The sequence below is a fragment of the Parahaliea mediterranea genome (assembly GCF_017255185.1).
GTDB lineage: Bacteria > Pseudomonadota > Gammaproteobacteria > Pseudomonadales > Halieaceae > JAFKCZ01.
This window is the reverse complement of sequence record NZ_JAFKCZ010000003.1, coordinates 259,533-275,844: the sequence shown is the minus strand read 5'-3', so window position 1 is coordinate 275,844 and position 16,312 is coordinate 259,533. Positions and strand designations below refer to the sequence as shown.

12 protein-coding genes are annotated in these 16,312 nt (G+C 66.5%); 6 read left to right on the top strand and 6 right to left on the bottom strand.

The window, feature by feature from the left end; all coding sequences use genetic code 11:
* The first annotated feature begins 264 nt into the window (after positions 1-264).
* The 3 genes from JYP50_RS04895 (at position 265) to JYP50_RS04885 (ending at position 2,966) form a co-directional block, all read left to right on the top strand.
* Positions 265-1,245, top strand: coding sequence for an NADPH:quinone oxidoreductase family protein (locus JYP50_RS04895; protein ID WP_206559350.1), 981 nt, complete (start codon positions 265-267; stop codon positions 1,243-1,245).
* A 129-nt stretch (positions 1,246-1,374) separates the two neighbouring features.
* A complete protein-coding gene (locus tag JYP50_RS04890; protein ID WP_206559349.1) occupies positions 1,375-2,541 on the top strand; it encodes an iron-containing alcohol dehydrogenase in 1,167 nt (388 codons plus the stop codon).
* Complete coding sequence (locus tag JYP50_RS04885; RefSeq protein WP_206559348.1) at positions 2,538-2,966, top strand: acyl-CoA thioesterase; 429 nt, start codon at positions 2,538-2,540, stop codon at positions 2,964-2,966. The genes JYP50_RS04890 and JYP50_RS04885 overlap by 4 nt, the downstream gene beginning before the upstream one ends.
* Positions 2,967-3,200: 234 nt before the next feature.
* On the opposite strand, the gene JYP50_RS04880 is transcribed toward JYP50_RS04885, so the two are convergent.
* On the bottom strand, positions 3,201-4,409 hold the full coding sequence (locus JYP50_RS04880; RefSeq protein WP_347136721.1) for an MFS transporter: 1,209 nt from the start codon (positions 4,407-4,409) through the stop codon (positions 3,201-3,203).
* Positions 4,406-5,218: an SDR family NAD(P)-dependent oxidoreductase gene (locus JYP50_RS04875; protein WP_206559347.1), complete on the bottom strand. Its 813-nt coding sequence runs from the start codon at positions 5,216-5,218 to the stop codon at positions 4,406-4,408. Before JYP50_RS04875 ends, JYP50_RS04880 begins: the two co-directional genes overlap by 4 nt.
* A gap of 308 nt (positions 5,219-5,526) precedes the next feature.
* Between JYP50_RS04875 and carA the strand changes: the two genes are divergently transcribed.
* The 3 genes from carA to greA are packed head-to-tail and all read left to right on the top strand — an operon-like array spanning position 5,527 to position 10,364.
* Positions 5,527-6,669: a glutamine-hydrolyzing carbamoyl-phosphate synthase small subunit gene (gene carA / locus JYP50_RS04870; protein ID WP_206559346.1), complete on the top strand. Its 1,143-nt coding sequence runs from the start codon at positions 5,527-5,529 to the stop codon at positions 6,667-6,669.
* A complete protein-coding gene (carB, locus tag JYP50_RS04865; protein ID WP_206559345.1) occupies positions 6,670-9,891 on the top strand; it encodes a carbamoyl-phosphate synthase large subunit in 3,222 nt (1,073 codons plus the stop codon).
* Entirely contained in the window at positions 9,888-10,364 is a 477-nt protein-coding gene (gene greA / locus JYP50_RS04860) for a transcription elongation factor GreA (protein WP_206559344.1), read from the top strand. Before carB ends, greA begins: the two co-directional genes overlap by 4 nt.
* 39 nt (positions 10,365-10,403) lie before the next feature.
* On the opposite strand, the gene JYP50_RS04855 is transcribed toward greA, so the two are convergent.
* From JYP50_RS04855 to JYP50_RS04840, 4 genes are all read right to left on the bottom strand, one after another.
* On the bottom strand, positions 10,404-12,824 hold the full coding sequence (locus tag JYP50_RS04855; RefSeq protein WP_206559343.1) for a TonB-dependent receptor: 2,421 nt from the start codon (positions 12,822-12,824) through the stop codon (positions 10,404-10,406).
* A 124-nt stretch (positions 12,825-12,948) separates the two neighbouring features.
* Entirely contained in the window at positions 12,949-13,782 is an 834-nt protein-coding gene (locus tag JYP50_RS04850; protein ID WP_206559342.1) for a Coq4 family protein, read from the bottom strand.
* 148 nt (positions 13,783-13,930) lie between these two features.
* A complete protein-coding gene (locus JYP50_RS04845) occupies positions 13,931-15,067 on the bottom strand; it encodes a helix-turn-helix domain-containing protein (RefSeq protein ID WP_206559341.1) in 1,137 nt (378 codons plus the stop codon).
* Positions 15,064-16,029 (bottom strand): MBL fold metallo-hydrolase, encoded by a 966-nt coding sequence (locus JYP50_RS04840; protein WP_206559340.1) that lies wholly within the window; start codon positions 16,027-16,029, stop codon positions 15,064-15,066. Before JYP50_RS04840 ends, JYP50_RS04845 begins: the two co-directional genes overlap by 4 nt.
* Between the last annotated feature and the right edge of the window lie 283 nt (positions 16,030-16,312).

Sequence of the window (16,312 nt, the reverse complement as noted above, 5' to 3'; positions counted from 1 at the left end):
AGAAACAAGTCCGTATGGACTTACGTCGATAATCTGAAGATGGCACAACTTGGGCCAGCCTTCTAAGAAGGCTGGCTTCACAGCCCCCTTATAGGGGGCTAAAAGCAAGTCTGCGTTCTAAGAACGCAGATGTTTACTCGACCGGCCCCCCGCAGTACCGGTCCCATGTAGGGTCGAATTCATTCGACCGGACGCCCGCAGTACCGGCCCCATGTAGGGTCGAATTCATTCGACCAGACGCCAGGAAAGTAGGAGTTAAGAAACATGAAAGCAGTGGTATGCAAAGAACACGGCATGGCCGACAAGCTGGCGCTTGCAACGGACTGGCCCGCCCCGGAAGTGGGTGACAAGGACGTGCTGATCGATGTCCGGGCCGGCGGCCTGAACTTTCCCGACGTGCTGATGATGCAAGGCAAGTACCAGACCCAGCCCGACATGCCCTTCGTTACCGGCGGCGAGTGCGCCGGCGTGGTGGCGGCGGTGGGCGACAAGGTCACCCGGGTCAAACCTGGCGATAAGGTGATCGCCATGGTCGGCCACGGCGCCTTCGCCGAGCAGGTGGCGGCCAACGAGATGGTGGTGTTCCCGATGCCCGAGGGCCTGAGCTTCGAGCAGGCGGCCGGTGTGGGCATTACCTACTTCACTTCCTATCACGCCCTGGTGCAGCGGGCCAATATCCAGCCGGGGGAGACCCTGCTGGTGCTCGGCGCCGCAGGCGGCGTGGGGGTGACGGCCATCGAGCTGGGTAAATTGCTGGGGGCGAAGGTGATCGCCGCCGCCAGTACCGACGAGAAGCTCGAGCTGTGCAAGCAACTGGGCGCCGACGAGGTGATCAACTACTCCGAGGGCTCGCTCAAGGACAGGCTCAAGGAACTTACCGGCGGCAAGGGCGTGGACGTGGTCTACGATCCGGTGGGAGGCGACTACGCCGAGCCGGCCCTGCGCAGCATGGCCTGGAAGGGCCGCTACCTGGTGATTGGCTTCGCCAGCGGCCCAATTCCGAAAATCCCCCTGAACCTGGCCCTGCTCAAGGGTTGCGAGATCGTCGGCGTGTTCTGGGGGCGTTTCACCATGGAGGAGCCGGAGGCCAACCTGGCCAATATCCAGGCGCTGTGGAAGTATTTCGCCGAGGGCAAGCTCAAGCCGGTGGTCACCGACCTGTTCCCGCTGGAACAGTACGAGGACGCCTATAATTGCATGATCGAGCGCCGTGCCCGTGGCAAGGTGATTCTCACGGTCCAGTGAGGGCCCTGAAACAGGCCGCGCAATGTCACGCACAGGGATGTGCCGCCGCGGACCTGTAAGCGGCCGGACGCCCGGTGGACGGCGCGCTTGCGACGCGGTATCAGGGTCGCGGACAAGGAGGAGAGAGCGATGCAGCCTTTCGTGTTTAACACCACCCCCCAAATCCAGTGCGCGCCCGGCAGCGCCCTGGAGCTGGCGCGGAGTTGCCAACGGCTGGGGGTGACTCGGCCGTTGCTGGTCACCGATCCTGGCCTGGTGGCGATCGGCCTGGTGGCGCCGGTGCTGGCGGCACTGGAGGCCGCTGGGCTGGCGGCGACACTGTTCGACCAGGTGAGGGAAGACCCGCCCGAGGCCACCGCACTCGCGGCCGCGGCCCAGGGGCGGGAGTCCGCCGTGGACGGGGTGATCGCGGTCGGCGGCGGCAGCTCCATGGACGTGGCCAAGGTGGTGGCGCTGCTGCTGGGCGGCGACCAGCCCCTGGCCGAACTGTACGGGGTGGATCAGGCGCGCGGCCCCCGGCTGCCGTTGATCCTGGTGCCCACCACCGCGGGCACCGGCTCCGAGGTGACGCCGGTGGCCATCCTCACCACCGGTGAAACCACCAAAGCGGGCGTGTCCTCGCCAGTATTGCTGCCGGATGTGGCGGTGCTGGATGCTGACCTTACCCTGGGTCTGCCGCCGGCGGTCACCGCGATGACCGGGGTGGACGCCATGGTGCACGCCATCGAGGCCTACACCTCCCGGCACAAGAAAAACCCCATTTCCGATAACCTCGCCCGGCAGGCGCTGAGACTGCTGGCGGGCAGTATCCGCACCGCGGTCGAGCGGGGCGACGACCGCGAGGCCCGGGGCAGGATGCTGCTGGGGGCCTGCCTGGCGGGCCAGGCCTTCGCCAACGCCCCGGTGGCGGCGGTCCACGCCCTGGCCTATCCCCTCGGCGGGCACTACCACATCCCCCACGGCCTGAGTAATTCCCTGGTGCTGCCCAGCGTGCTGGAGTTCAATGCTCCGGCGGCCGCCACCCTGTACGCGGAATTGGCGGAGCTGGTGACCGGCGCGCCGGTGGCGGGCAGCGACGAGGCCAAAGCCGCCGCCCTGGTGGCGGCGCTGCGCGGCCTGATCGACGACCTGGGGCTGCCGGCGACCCTGGCCCAGGCCAGGGTGCCCGAGGCCGACCTGGAAATGCTGGCGGCGGACGCCATGCTGCAGCAGCGGCTGCTGGTGAACAACCCGCGGGAGGTCGGCGAGGCCGATGCCCTGGGTATCTACCGCGCGGCCTATGGAGGCGCGGCATGAGCGAGCGTCCGTCCCGCGCCGATTACCGGTGTTTCTACCCCATCACCACCCGCTGGTCGGACAACGACCTCTACGGGCACGTGAACAACGTGGTCTACTATTCCTACTTCGACTCGGTGGCCAACCGCTACCTGATCGAGGAGGGGGGGCTGGACATCCACGGCGGCGACACCGTCGGCTTCGTGGTCAGCTCCGGCTGCGATTACCACGCCCCGGTGGCCTACCCGGAACGCATCGAGGGCGGCCTGCGGGTCGACAAGCTCGGCAACAGCTCGGTGCGCTACGGCATCGCCATCTTTCGCGAGGGCGAGGACCGCGCCCTGGCCCACGGCCACTTCGTCCACGTCTTTGTCGAGCGCGCCGCCAACCGCGCGGTCGCCATCCCGCCCACCCTGCGCCAGGCCCTCGAAGCCCTGCAAAAATAGAAAAAAATAGGGGTCGGATACCTATTTCAAAAATAGGGAAATAGGGGTCGGATACCTATTTCTCCGAATAGGTATCCGTCCCGAATGGTACTTACTTAAGTCAAAAACAGGGTATGTTGCCCTCTGTAGGGTCGAATTTATTCGACCAAAAACGGTGCTCAAAGCATCAATGGCCGAATAAATTCGGCCCTACAACGGTTGAGTAGGTGCCATTAGTATCCGTCCCCTATTTTTTTAGTGTTTGCGGTCGTGGAGGGTCAGTAGCACCAGCACCACGAAGAACACGAAGGCGCTGAACAGCGGTGCCAGGGGGCCGTGCAGCTGGTAGAGCAGGCCGCCGACCAGGGGGCCGACCACGAAGCCGAGTCCGGGGCAGGCGGTGATCAGGCCCGCCACCGAGCCCTGTTCCGCCGTGGATACCGCCAGCGAGGCTCCCGCGGCGGCGGCGGGCATGCCGAGACCCAGGCCGATACCCAGGCAGCCCATGCCCATCGCCAGTACGACAAAATTGGGGAAGCTGGCGATCAGCCCGGCGCCGACCAGCAGCGCGAGCATGGCCAGGCGCAGGAACTGGGTGGGGCTCAGGTTGAGCCGCTGCATCGCGGTCATCTGCACGGTGAAGGTGAATACCGCGGAAATCATCAGCGCCGCGCCGGTGAGCTGTGCGGTTTCGATGCCGTTCAGCCCCAGCTTGTCCTGCAACAGGAAGCCCAGGGTCTGCTGGATGCAGGAATAGCCCACGAACAGGCCCACGGTGCTGGTCAGGTAGTGGCGCACCCGCGGGTCGGAGAATTTCAGCCGGCTGCGATGTTGGCGGGCGGTGAGATCCTCGGGCGCGGTCGGGGGCAGCGCGCGCCAGATCAGCACGGCGGCCAGCGCCGCCAGGCCCGCGGCGAAGTACAGGGGCGCCAGCAGGCCGAAGGTGGCCAGGGCGCCGCTGACCGCGGGGCCGAGGATGGTGCCGAGGCTGTTGGCGGTGCCGAGCCGGGCCATGGTGCGGGTGCGGTGGTGGGGGCTGCTGTTGTCGGCGGCATAGGCGGTGGTGGCCGGCGCGGTGGCGGACATGATCACCGCCTGGCTGCAGCGCGCCAGCAGCAGGGCGGCGTAGAGCGTGAGTCCAGATAGCAGGCCGGCGAGACCGGCGTAGAACACGCTGGTGAACAGCAGCGTGCCCAGAGTGTAGCCCACCAGGCCGGTGATGATCACCGGCTTGCGGCCGACCCGGTCGCTGAAGCGGCCCCAGCGCGGCGAGACCGAGGAAAACACCAGCGCCGACACCGCGATGATCGACGTAATCTGCAGCTCGCCGAGGTTCACCTCGCGCCCCAGTGGCGCGAGAATGGCGAACACCAGCGATTGACCGATGGCGGTAGCCATCAGCGCGGTGATCAATACCGCCAGGCGCCCCGGGGCGAGTTTCCGTTCCGCCTCGTCCGCCGTCACTGCTGCCCCACGCTGCCGAGGCCGGGCAACAGGGCCGGGTAGTTGACCGGGAACAGGCGCGCCACCAGGTCGATGTAGCGGGCATCGCCGCCGATCAACAAGCGCTTTTTGCGTTTCTCGATCGCGCGCACGATCTTCGCCGCCGCGGTCTCCGGGCTGGTGCGGGCGAACTGCTCGAAGCGCGCGCCGCGCTCCTCGGCGGTCATGCCGCCGGCGCCGCCGCGCGCGCGGCGGGCGATGTTGGTGCGAATCCCCCCGGGGTGCACGCAGCAGACGTGCAGGCCGCTGCCGGCCACTTCCTGGCGCAGGGCCTCGGTGTAGCCCCGTACCGCGAATTTGGCGGCGTTATAGGCCGACTGGGTGGGGATGCCCACCATGCCGAAAATCGAGGAGATATTGACCAGGTGGCCGCCGCCCGAGCGTTGCAACAGGGGCAGGAAGGCCGTGGTGCCGTGCACCACGCCCCAGAAATTGATGCCCATCAGCCACTGCACATCCTCGTACCTGGCCTCGGCCACCGGGTCCGCCAGGGCCACCCCGGCGTTGTTGATCACGATGTCCGCGCGGCCCGCGCCGGCTGCCACGGCCTCGGCCCAGCGCGCCACCGCCTCCCGGTCGGCGACATCGACCCGGTCGGTGGCCACCGCCGCATCGCCGGCGAGCGAGCGCCGTGTCGCCTCCAGCCCGTCCTCGTCCACGTCCGACAGGTACAGCCGGCAACCCTCTCCGTGCAAGTGCCGGGCCAGGGCCCGGCCGATGCCCGAGCCGGCCCCGGTAATGGCGGCGACTTTTCCGCTGCAGTAGGACATGTAGGTCTCCTTTTGGTCTTTGGGCTTATTGTTCTGCGGGGCGCTTGGTTCCCGCTGCACCAGCGAGCGGTAATATCACCATTTGCCCCCGGCTGGGCCTTTGGAGGTCATGCCAGTCTGGACAGTCAGGGCCTCTTCACCTAGAATTGCCTGCCAGATTTCACACGTCCGGCCAGCGCCCCGGCTTCGTGCATTCCTGTGAAAAACCAGAGCTGATTGTATGACAAAAAGCGAGATGCGGTTGTCCCATCTCGCTTTTTTTGGGCGCGCGCGGCCGACTGTAACCCGGTGAATGTTTGGAGGTTCGCTTGTTAAGACCGGCCCTGTTAGCCCTTGAGGATGGCAGTATTTTCAAAGGCCTCGCTATCGGAGCCGAAGGTGCTTCCGTTGGCGAGGTGGTGTTCAACACGGCCATGAGCGGCTATCAGGAGATCCTCACGGACCCCTCCTACGCCCGGCAGATCATCACCCTGACCTATCCCCACATCGGCAATACCGGCACCAACGCCGAGGACGAGGAGTCTTCCGCGGTGTGGGCTTCCGGTCTGGTCATCCGTGACCTGCCGCTGCTGGCCAGTAATTTCCGTAGCGAGGAGGACCTCTCCAGTTACCTCAAGCGCCGCAATGTGGTGGCCATCGCCGATATCGACACCCGTCGCCTGACCCGTATCCTGCGGGAAAAGGGCGCCCAGAACGGCTGCCTGATGGCGGGCGAGGGCATTGACGAGCAGGCCGCCCTGGCCCGGGCTCGCGAATTCGCCGGCCTCAAGGGCATGGACCTGGCCAAGGAAGTGACCGTCGCCGAGCCCTACAGCTGGACCGAGGGCAGCTGGACCCTGGGCGAGGGGCACCGCGCGCGCGGCGCTGAAGAGCTGCCCTGGCACGTGGTGGCCTACGACTACGGCGTCAAGCGCAATATCCTGCGCATGCTGGTGGACCGCGGCTGCCGCCTCACCGTGGTGCCGGCCCAGACCCCGGCGAGCGAGGTGCTGGCCATGAACCCCGATGGGGTGTTCCTGTCCAACGGCCCTGGCGACCCCGAGCCCTGCGATTACGCGATTACCGCCATCCGCGAGATTCTCGACACCGACGTGCCGGTGTTTGGCATCTGCCTCGGCCACCAGCTGCTCGGCCTGGCCAGCGGCGCGCGGAGCATGAAGATGGGCCACGGCCACCACGGCGCCAACCACCCGGTGCAGAACCTGGACGACGGCACTGTGCTGATCACCAGCCAGAACCACGGTTTCGCGGTGGACGAAGCGTCGCTGCCGGACAACCTGCGGGTCACCCACAAGTCGTTGTTCGACGGCACCCTCCAGGGTGTCCATCGCACCGACAAGGCCGCGTTCAGCTTCCAGGGCCACCCCGAGGCGAGCCCCGGGCCCCACGATGCAGCGCCCTTGTTTGACCATTTTATTGAATTGATTGAAGCCAGAGCGGGAAAGCAGTAAATGCCGAAGCGTACCGACCTCCAAAGCATCCTGATCCTGGGCGCCGGTCCCATCGTTATCGGCCAGGCCTGTGAATTCGACTACTCCGGGGCCCAGGCCTGCAAGGCGCTGCGGGAAGAGGGTTACCGGGTCATCCTGGTGAACTCCAACCCGGCGACCATCATGACCGACCCGGCGATGGCCGATGCGACCTACATCGAGCCCATCGAGTGGCAGACCGTGGCGCGCATCATCGAGGCTGAAAAACCCGATGCCCTGCTGCCCACCATGGGCGGCCAGACCGCCCTCAACTGCGCCCTGGACCTGGCCAAGCACGGCGTGCTGGAAGAGCACGGCGTGCAGATGATCGGCGCCACCAAGGAGGCGATCGACAAGGCCGAGGACCGCCAGCTGTTCGACCAGGCGATGAAGCGCATCGGCCTGGAAACGCCCCGCGCCTCCACCGCCCACAGCCTGGAGGAAGCCTTCCAGGTGCTGGATTCGATCGGCTTCCCCTGCATTATCCGCCCCTCCTTCACCATGGGTGGCTCCGGCGGCGGCATCGCCTACAACCGCGACGAGTTCGAGGAGATCTGCATCCGCGGCCTGGATCTCTCGCCCACCAACGAGCTGTTGATCGACGAGTCGCTGATCGGCTGGAAGGAATACGAGATGGAGGTCGTTCGTGACAAGAACGACAACTGCATCATCGTGTGCTCGATCGAGAACTTCGACGCCATGGGCGTGCACACCGGCGATTCCATCACCGTGGCGCCGGCCCAGACCCTGACCGACAAGGAATACCAGATCATGCGCAACGCCTCGCTGGCGGTATTGCGCGAGATCGGCGTGGAAACCGGTGGCTCCAACGTGCAGTTCGGCATGGACCCGAAAACCGGCCGCCTGGTGATCATCGAGATGAACCCCCGGGTGTCCCGCTCCTCGGCCCTGGCCTCCAAGGCCACCGGCTTCCCCATCGCCAAGGTGGCGGCCAAGCTGGCGGTGGGCTACACCCTGGACGAGCTGCAGAACGACATTACCGGAGGCGCCACCCCGGCGTCCTTCGAGCCGTCCATCGACTACGTGGTCACCAAGATTCCACGCTTCGCCTTCGAGAAATTCAACGCCGCCGACCCGCGCCTCACGACCCAGATGAAGTCCGTGGGCGAGGTCATGGCCATCGGCCGCACCTTCCAGGAGTCGGTGCAGAAGGCCCTGCGCGGCCTGGAAGTGGGCTCGTCCGGCTTCGAGCACAAGATGGACGTGGACAATCCGGACCTGCGTGACGAGCTGATCGCCGAACTGGTCAACCCCGGTCCGGACCGCATTTGGTTCCTGGCGGACGCCTTCCGCGCCGGCATGGACGTGGAGGAGGTTTACGGCCACTCCGGCGTGGATCCCTGGTTCCTGGTACAGATCAAGGACATCGTCGACACCGAGAACAGCCTCAAGTCGGTCAACCTGGCCGATATCGACGCCGACGCCATGTTCCGCCTCAAGCGCAAGGGTTTCGCCGACAGCCGCCTGGCGGTACTGCTGGCGGCCACCGAGGGCGAGGTGCGCAAGCACCGCCACGGCCTGGGCATTCGCCCGGTGTACAAGCGCGTGGACACCTGCGCCGCCGAGTTCGCCTCGGCCACCGCCTACATGTACTCCACCTACGAGGAAGAGTGCGAGGCCGCGCCCTCGGCGCGCAACAAGATCCTGGTGCTCGGCGGCGGTCCCAACCGCATTGGCCAGGGCATCGAGTTCGACTACTGCTGCGTGCACGCCGCCCTGGCCATGCGCGAGGATGGCTACGAGGCCATCATGGTCAACTGCAACCCGGAGACCGTCTCCACTGACTACGACACCTCCGACCGCCTCTACTTCGAGCCGGTGACCCTGGAGGACGTGCTGGAAATCGTCGCCCTGGAGAAGCCCAAGGGGGTGATCGTGCAGTTCGGCGGCCAGACCCCGCTGAAACTGGCCCGGGCCCTGGAGGCGCAGGGCGTGCCCATTATCGGCACCACCCCGGACGCCATCGACCGCGCCGAGGACCGCGAGCGCTTCCAGCGAATGATCCAGAAACTGGAATTGCGCCAGCCCGCCAACACCACCGTGCGCAGCGTGGACGAGGCCGTCGCCGCGGCCGATAGCATCGGCTACCCGCTGGTGGTGCGGCCCTCCTATGTGCTGGGCGGCCGGGCGATGGAGATCGTCTACCGCGAGGAGGACCTGCTGCGCTACATGCGCGACGCGGTGCAGGTCTCCGAGGACTCGCCGGTGCTGCTGGACAGCTTCCTGTCGGCGGCGGTGGAAGTGGATATCGACGCGGTCTCGGACGGCGAGCAGGTGGTGATCGGCGCCATCATGCAGCACATCGAGCAGGCCGGGGTGCACTCCGGTGACTCCGCCTGTTCCCTGCCGCCCTACAGCCTGCCCGCCGAGGTGCAGGACGAGATGCGCGAGCAGGTGCGCAAAATGGCCCTGGAACTGGGCGTGCGCGGCCTGATGAACGTGCAGCTGGCCTGGCAGGACGACGAGATTTACGTGATCGAGGTAAACCCGCGGGCCTCGCGTACGGTGCCGTTCGTGTCCAAGTGCATCGGCATGTCCCTGGCCAAGGTGGCGGCGCGCTGCATGGCGGGGCAGTCCCTGGCCGATCAGGGCTTCACCAAGGAAGTGGTGCCGCCGTATTACTCGGTCAAAGAGGCGGTCATGCCCTTCAACAAATTCCCCGGGGTGGACCCCATCCTGGGGCCGGAAATGCGCTCCACCGGCGAGGTCATGGGCACCGGCGACACCTTCGCCGGCGCTTTCTCCAAGGCCCAGCTGGCGGCCGGCGACCCGCCGCCGCGCAGCGGCACCGCGCTGATCAGTGTGCGCGATGTCGACAAGCCCGCCGCCGTGCGGGTGGCCAGGGAGCTGGTGGAGCTGGGCTTCGACCTCGCCGCCACCGGTGGCACCGCCGACGCCCTGGAAAAAGCCGGGCTCAGCGTGCGCCGCGTCAACAAGGTGCTGGAAGGGCGACCGCACATCGTCGACATGATCAAGAACGACGAGGCGGATTTGATCATCAACACCACCGAGGGTCGCCGGGCGATCGCCGATTCCGCGCCGATCCGCGCCAGCGCCGAGCAGCACCGGGTGTTCTACACCACCACCCTGGCCGCCGCCGAGGCGGTGTGCATGGCGCTGAAACTGGAAAGTGACAAGACAGTACGCAGGCTACAGGACCTGCACGGGAGTATCGCAGTATGAACAATGTGCCGATGACGGTTTCGGGGGAAGCCGCGCTGCGCGCAGAGCTGGAGCGGCTGAAAAAGGTCGACCGCCCCCGCATCACCCAGGCGATCGCCGAGGCGCGCGAGCACGGCGACCTCAAGGAGAACGCCGAGTACCACGCGGCCCGCGAGCAGCAGAGCTTCACCGAGGGCCGCATCATGGAGATCGAGGGCAAACTGTCGGTGGCCCAGGTGATCGATGTGACCGCGCTGCCCAAAACCGGCAAGGTGATTTTCGGCACCACCATTGACCTGATCAACATCGAGACCGATGCCACCGTCACCTACCGCATCGTCGGCGACGACGAGGCGGATGTGAAGAACAACCTGATCTCGATCAGCTCACCCATCGCCCGCGCCCTGATCGGCAAGGAAGAGGGCGACGTGGTGGTGGTCAGGGCGCCAGGCGGCGACGTGGAATACGAGATCGACCAGGTCCATCACCTCTGATCCCCGCGCGGCGCCGCCCTCCGGCGGCGCCCGGCTTTCCTATAAATCCAGTGTCAGCTCCAGGCCGTAGGTCCGCCCGCGGGCGTACATCCGCGTCAGCGCGAAGGCGGTATTGGCGTTGGGGTAATAGTCCTCATCCAGCAGATTGTCGCCGTACAGCGAAGCGGTGAGTTCCGCGTCGCCCAGGCGAATCCCCGCCAGGCCCAACCGCGCGCCGACCCGCCAGTAGCCGGCCAGCTCGCGCGCGTCGTTCAGGGACGAGAGTTGGCCCTCCGGGTCGCGCAGGGTGTTGGCGGTCAGCATGGTATCGCCCTGGTAGACGCCGTCCACCCGCCCGAAGGCCTGCATGCCGTTGCCGAAGGTCGGCGCGTAGTACTGCGCCGAGAGCCGGCCCGTGGTTTTGGGCACGAACTGCTGGCTGACATCGTCGGTGATGTCGACAAAGGTATTGTCGGCGCTGCGCTGGAAGTATTCGTCATAGCTGTGATGGGTATAGCCCACTGACGCGGTGAGCGTCAGGCCGTCCGCCGGCAGCCATTCCAGCTCCGCCTCGGCGCCCTCGATACTGGCCTTGCCCGCGTTGTCGAAGAACTGCCGGCCGTTGAGGAAGGCCTGTATCTGCAGGTCCTCGTAGTCGCTGTAGAAGGCGGCGAGGTTGAGGCGCAGCCGGTTCTCCAGCAACTGTGACTTGAAGCCCAGCTCGTAGGAGGTCAGCGTCTCGGGTTCGTAGGGGATACCGCTGAGGAGACCGCCGGAGACGTAACCCGTGGAGACCTTGGCGTAGGTGGTGATGTCCGCCGTGGGGCGCCAGGTGATCGTGCCGGTGTAGGTCAGTTCCTCGTAGTCCACCTGGTAGTCGCCGGGGCCGAACACCGCGCCGGTGGCGCCGGCCAGCGAGTCGATACGCAGCTCGCGGTTGTCGGAGGTATAGCGCAGGCCGCCGGTGAGGTCGACGCTGTCGTTGAGGTACCAGGTGAGCTGCGCGTAGGCGGCGCTGGAGTCATTGTTGGCCTCGGTGATGGTGGTGCCGCTGCCGAACAGGGCGTCGAGGAGCGGGTTGGCCATTACCACGCCGTCCACCACCGGCTGGAACACGCCCAGCACATTGGTGGCCGGGGATTCCTCCTCGAAATAGAACAGCCCGGTCACCAGTTCGTAGCGCTCGGTGGATACCTGCAGCTGGAGCTCCTGCGAAAACTGCTCCTGCTCGGTGGAGCGCGCGGTCAGCAGGGAAAAGAAACTGTCGTTGGGGCCGGGTTGGGCCGCCGGGTCCAGGGCGCCGCCAATATTGCCGCCGAGCAGGGCGAACAGTTGCGCGCTGGAGAAGCGAACGCCGCCGGTGGCGGTGAGGTCGAAAATGTTCGGGTCCTGGTCGAGTTCGCGCCAGCCGCTGATGCTCTTGAGCGTGAGCGCGTCACTGGCTTCCCAGGTCAGGGTGAGGTTGTGGCCCAGGGTTTCGACATGCTCCACGCTGGAGGCGTTGGCCACCGGGTCCAGCCGCGCGGTGGACTGGTTGGTGACGCCGCCGGTCAAGGGCTGGAAAGCCAGTACGCCGCCCCACAACTGGCCGGTTTGATCCTCCAGCGGCCCCACGATTTGCACCGGATTGCCCACGGTGTCCGAATCGCTGTAGTCGAAGCGGTAATCGATGCTAAGCCGCTCGGTGGCGTCGTACTGGGCGGCGAAATGGAGGGCGTTAACCTCCTTGCCACCCAGTTGATCGGCATAGCGCAGTTTGCCGAAGCCGGCGGCGCGCGCCGACAGGTCGATGTTGCGACCGCCCAGCAGGTTGTCGGCGTAGCCGTCGATCTCGTCGTAGAGGTAGGACAGCTTGGTGCGCAGGCCCCGCCATTCGGGCAGGTTCAGGGTGAGTTTGCCGCGGCGCGCGTTGTCGCTGCCGAGAGAGGCGTCGGCCCGCAGGCCGAATTCGCCGGTGGGGGCCGCGGTGACGATGCTCAGGGCGCCGGCGGTGGCGTTGCGCCCGAACAGGGTGCCCTGCGGCCCGCGCAGGACCTCGACACGCTCGATGTCCGCCAGATCGAAAATGGCGCCCACGCTGCGGCCCACGTAGATGCCGTCCACGTAGATGCCGACCTTGGGGTCCACCGCATTGTCCGAGGTGCCGGAGACCACCCCGCGAATCGCCAGCGCCGGAATGGTTTGCTGGCCCTGGGGAGTGATGCTGAGGTTGGGCGCCAGGGAGGACAGGTCATTGATATTGGTGATGCGCAATTGCTGGATGTCGTGCGCGCCGAGCGCGGTGACGGCGATCGGGACCGACTGCAGGTTTTCCTCCCGGCGCTGGGCGGTCACCACGATTTCCTCGAGGGCCCCGGCGCGGCCGATCGCCGCGCCGGCGTCGCTGGCCTGCTGCGCCAGGGCGCCGGTGGCGACTCCAGGCCCCAACAGGCAGGCCAGCAGGGCGGTGTGTAGCGGATGGCGGCGTTGTAGCGATGTCATAGCGTCTGTCCTGTTGCCTTCGGCGAAGGCTGTTATCGTTGGCGTAGGCCGGGCCCCGCCGCGCGGTGGCGCGGCGTAAGCCGGTCGTTGTCTAGCGGAAAAGCGTGTCCCGCGTGGGTACGGCTCAGGCGGCGTCGAAGTACTCGCCCAGGGACCACATGGTGTCTTCGTAGTCGGGGCCGTGAACCACGCCCAGGTGTTCGCGCACCGCGTCCACGGTCCACTCGAACATTTCCTCGTAGCGCGGCATGAACAGCGGGCTGTTCAGCTGTTCGCCGATGCGGTTCCCCTCCCCGAGGGCCTTGTACAGCGGCGGCAGCAGCTGTGGATAGTGGCAGCCGAAGCGCGCGATTCCGGTGGACAGCAGCAGGTTGGACACCACCGAGATGTGCTCGCCCAGCTCCGGCCCCAGGTGCCTGAGCAGGTTGGTGGTGCGGGCCGCGATCAGCGCGAACTCGCCCAGGGGATCGTAGCGGTAGCCGATCACCAGGTGTTCGATATCGTGGGTCTGGCTGTGGCGGCGGTGGAAGTAATCGTAGTCGGTGGCGGTGCTGTCGAAGGGCAGGAAGTCCGCCTGCAGGCCCTGCTCGGCCAGCATTTTCTGGTACTCCCGGCCGAGGGTGCCCTCGGGCAGCCTGGCCAGCGCCTCGAGGTCGTGGGGAATCAGGAAGCGCGCCTCGAACCAGGCGTCCAGTTCCGCGTCGCGCTTGCGCGCCTCGGCGAACAGGCGGTTGATCTCGTCCCGGTCATCCAGCTCGCGGAAGATATCGATGATCTCCAGCGGGCCGCCGTAGTGGTCCATGTCCGGTCCGTTGCGGCGCAATGCCTCCACCGAGACCCAGTGGCGCAGGCGCGGGTCGTTGAGGTACTTGGAGGTGCTGCTGAGCATGGTGGTCGTGCCCAGCCGGCGCGGGTCCAGTAAACGCTGGCCGGCCGAGTAACTCGGTACATCGGTCATGGTGCGATCCTCCACTAACGGGACTGTTTTTAGGGCTTATGCGTGCTATTAAGACCCGCGGGGCAGCCGGGGGGAATGGAGAATCGGCCGCTTGCCTTGCACAATTGTCTGCGCCTTGGCGGCGGCCCGGAGAAACGGGGCGCGTGGTTTACTTCGTCGTACTGTCGCGGACCTGGGTCGGCGACCAGCCGGTCAGCTGCTTGAAGCGGCGTGAGAAAAACATCGGGTCGTCGTAGCCGACCTCGGTGGCGATCACCTTGATCGGCTTGTCGGTACCCTGCAGCAGTTCCCGGGCACGCTGCATGCGCAGCTGGTCCCGCCAGCGCATCAGGTTTTCCCCGATCTGGTTCTTGAACAGCGCGTTGAGCGTGGAGGGGGCGGCGTTGGCCGCCGCAGCCACCTGTTCCACCGTGGTTTTTTCCCGGTAGTGCGCCAACAGGTAGTCCCGGGCCGCCACCACCCGGCGGTCCAGCTGCTCCCCGTTGCCGCGCGGCCGCAATTCGTCACAGAGCAGCAACATCCGCTCCAGCAGGTTGAAATGCAGCGCCAGGGCGTGATGGGCCTGGGAGTGAGCGATATCGATAATGCGGCCCTGTGACTCCTTCAGGTCGGCGGCGATGTGTCGATCGCCGATATTCAGGGCCCGCGGTCCGGACTCGTCCTGGCCGGCCTGCAGCAGGGGCAGCCAGGTTTCGCGCGGGAAAAAGGCGTTGCTGAACAGGCTGCAGCGGGATGCCGCGTGACCGCGGCACAGTTCCACGCTGGATTCCGGCGGCAGCACCAGTACCGCGGGGCCATCGCTGCCGAATACCCGTCCGCCGGTGTCGCCGTTCACCAGGCATTCCCCGGATTCGATGAACAGCATCAACCAGGAGCCCGCGGGTGTAAACAGGGGGCGGGGATAGTCGGGCTCGGGGGCGGGAAGCAGCTCCACATGGGAGCTCACCGCCTGGTGGGTGTTGAGGAAGCGCCGGTAGAGGTATTGCCACACGCGGTTTTGGAACTGCACCGCCAGCTCGGGGTAGGCCGGCCAGTCCAGGTTGTCGAGACCCAGTCCGAGGTCCGCCAGCGTTTCCTCCAGCAGCTCCCGCCGCCCCTGCAGGTCCATGTGATCAAAGTTCAGGATCGCGCTGTAGGGCAGGCTGAGGGTGTCGCCGAGCAGGTCCACAAACTGGCCGCTCTCCTCCACGAAGGCCGTTTCCGCGTCCTCCGACTGCAGCGCCGCGACCAGGGCCTCGGTCAGCGAAATCAGCGGGGCCTGCAGCGGGCTGTCGACGGTGTTCATGAGGCCGGCGTGTCCGGGGACGGCACCTTGGCGCGGGCCGCGCGGAAGGCGATACCCTGGACGTTGAGGGCCAGGTCCATCTCCAGCCGTTCGCCCAGGGTTCGGGCCTGTTCGGCGCCGGCCAGCGGGGCCAGCCGCTCGCGGGTGTATTCGGTTACCGCGGCCTGCAATTGCGCAGTATCGCCCGCGCAGGCATCGCCGAGCCGCGCATATTCCCGCAGCTGGTCGTGCAGCAGGTCCACCTGGCGACCCTCGAAGGGCAACCTGCCGTAGTGCGTGAGGTACATGTACCGGGGCGCGCGCGCGGCCAGCGTGGCAACGGATTCGGCATAGGCTTCCGGGTCGAACTGGGTGGGCGTGGTGGCGGGCAGGACAAAGCTGCCGCCGGGCAGGCGCAGGTAATCGTAACTGATGCCGAACATATCGCCGCTGAACCAGCCCCGGGTCCGTTCGTCCCACAGGCACAGGTGGTGCTCCGCGTGCCCCCGCGTGTGCTGTACGAGGAGTTCCCTGTCGCCGATGGCCACTCGCTCGCCATCCGCCAGTTCGCGCACCCGCTCCGCGGGCACCGGGTCGATGGTGCCGTACAACGCCCGGAAGGCTTCTTCGCCGTAGACCTGTTGCGCGCTGGCAATGAGTCGTTCGGGGTCAATCAGGTGGCGCGCCCCCCGCGGATGCACCAGCAGGGTTGCCTGTGGAAACGCGCGCATATAGCGCCCGGCGCCGCCGGCGTGGTCGAGGTGCACATGGGTGGGGATGACGTAGCGGATCTGGCCGGGCTCGATGGACAGCGCCGCCAGCGTGCGCCTCAGGTTGTCGTAGCTGTGGGAGGTGCCGGTCTCGACCAGGGCGTACTCATCGCCGTCGCCAACCAGGTAAAAACAGGCGATGCCGGGTTGCACGTAGTCGGCGTCGATGCAGGTGATATCGCCCGGCAGCGACTGGAAGCGGGCGCCGGTCACGACGCCGGGCTCCGCACGGACCGGCCGGGCGTTCGCTGACCCGCGACCGGGGGCAGCGGGGCGGAGGGCGACTGTGGCGTGCGATGCCGTGGTTGGGGATTGTGTGGTATGCGCTTCATGGTCCGCTCCTGTACCTGCTGGTTGCCGCATGATAGCCCGTGTCGGCGGGCAGTAAACAGGTGTTGCAGCGGTCGGCGCGGCGAATTGGCGGCGATACTCCATGTCTTTTGGTCGATCCGACATGGCCGGGCCCGGGGCGCGGGCCTAGAGTGCGGCGTGTACC

What these genes read in the sequence shown, in the direction of transcription:
- JYP50_RS04890 (WP_206559349.1), top strand. Translation starts at nt 1,375, where the DNA reads ATGCAGCCTTTCGTGTTTAACACCACCCCCCAAATCCAGTGCGCGCCC.
- JYP50_RS04875 (WP_206559347.1), bottom strand. Translation starts at nt 5,218, where the DNA reads ATGTCCTACTGCAGCGGAAAAGTCGCCGCCATTACCGGGGCCGGCTCG.
- greA (WP_206559344.1), top strand. Translation starts at nt 9,888, where the DNA reads ATGAACAATGTGCCGATGACGGTTTCGGGGGAAGCCGCGCTGCGCGCA.
- carB (WP_206559345.1), top strand. Translation starts at nt 6,670, where the DNA reads ATGCCGAAGCGTACCGACCTCCAAAGCATCCTGATCCTGGGCGCCGGT.
- JYP50_RS04845 (WP_206559341.1), bottom strand. Translation starts at nt 15,067, where the DNA reads ATGAACACCGTCGACAGCCCGCTGCAGGCCCCGCTGATTTCGCTGACC.
- JYP50_RS04855 (WP_206559343.1), bottom strand. Translation starts at nt 12,824, where the DNA reads ATGACATCGCTACAACGCCGCCATCCGCTACACACCGCCCTGCTGGCC.
- JYP50_RS04895 (WP_206559350.1), top strand. Translation starts at nt 265, where the DNA reads ATGAAAGCAGTGGTATGCAAAGAACACGGCATGGCCGACAAGCTGGCG.
- JYP50_RS04885 (WP_206559348.1), top strand. Translation starts at nt 2,538, where the DNA reads ATGAGCGAGCGTCCGTCCCGCGCCGATTACCGGTGTTTCTACCCCATC.
- JYP50_RS04850 (WP_206559342.1), bottom strand. Translation starts at nt 13,782, where the DNA reads ATGACCGATGTACCGAGTTACTCGGCCGGCCAGCGTTTACTGGACCCG.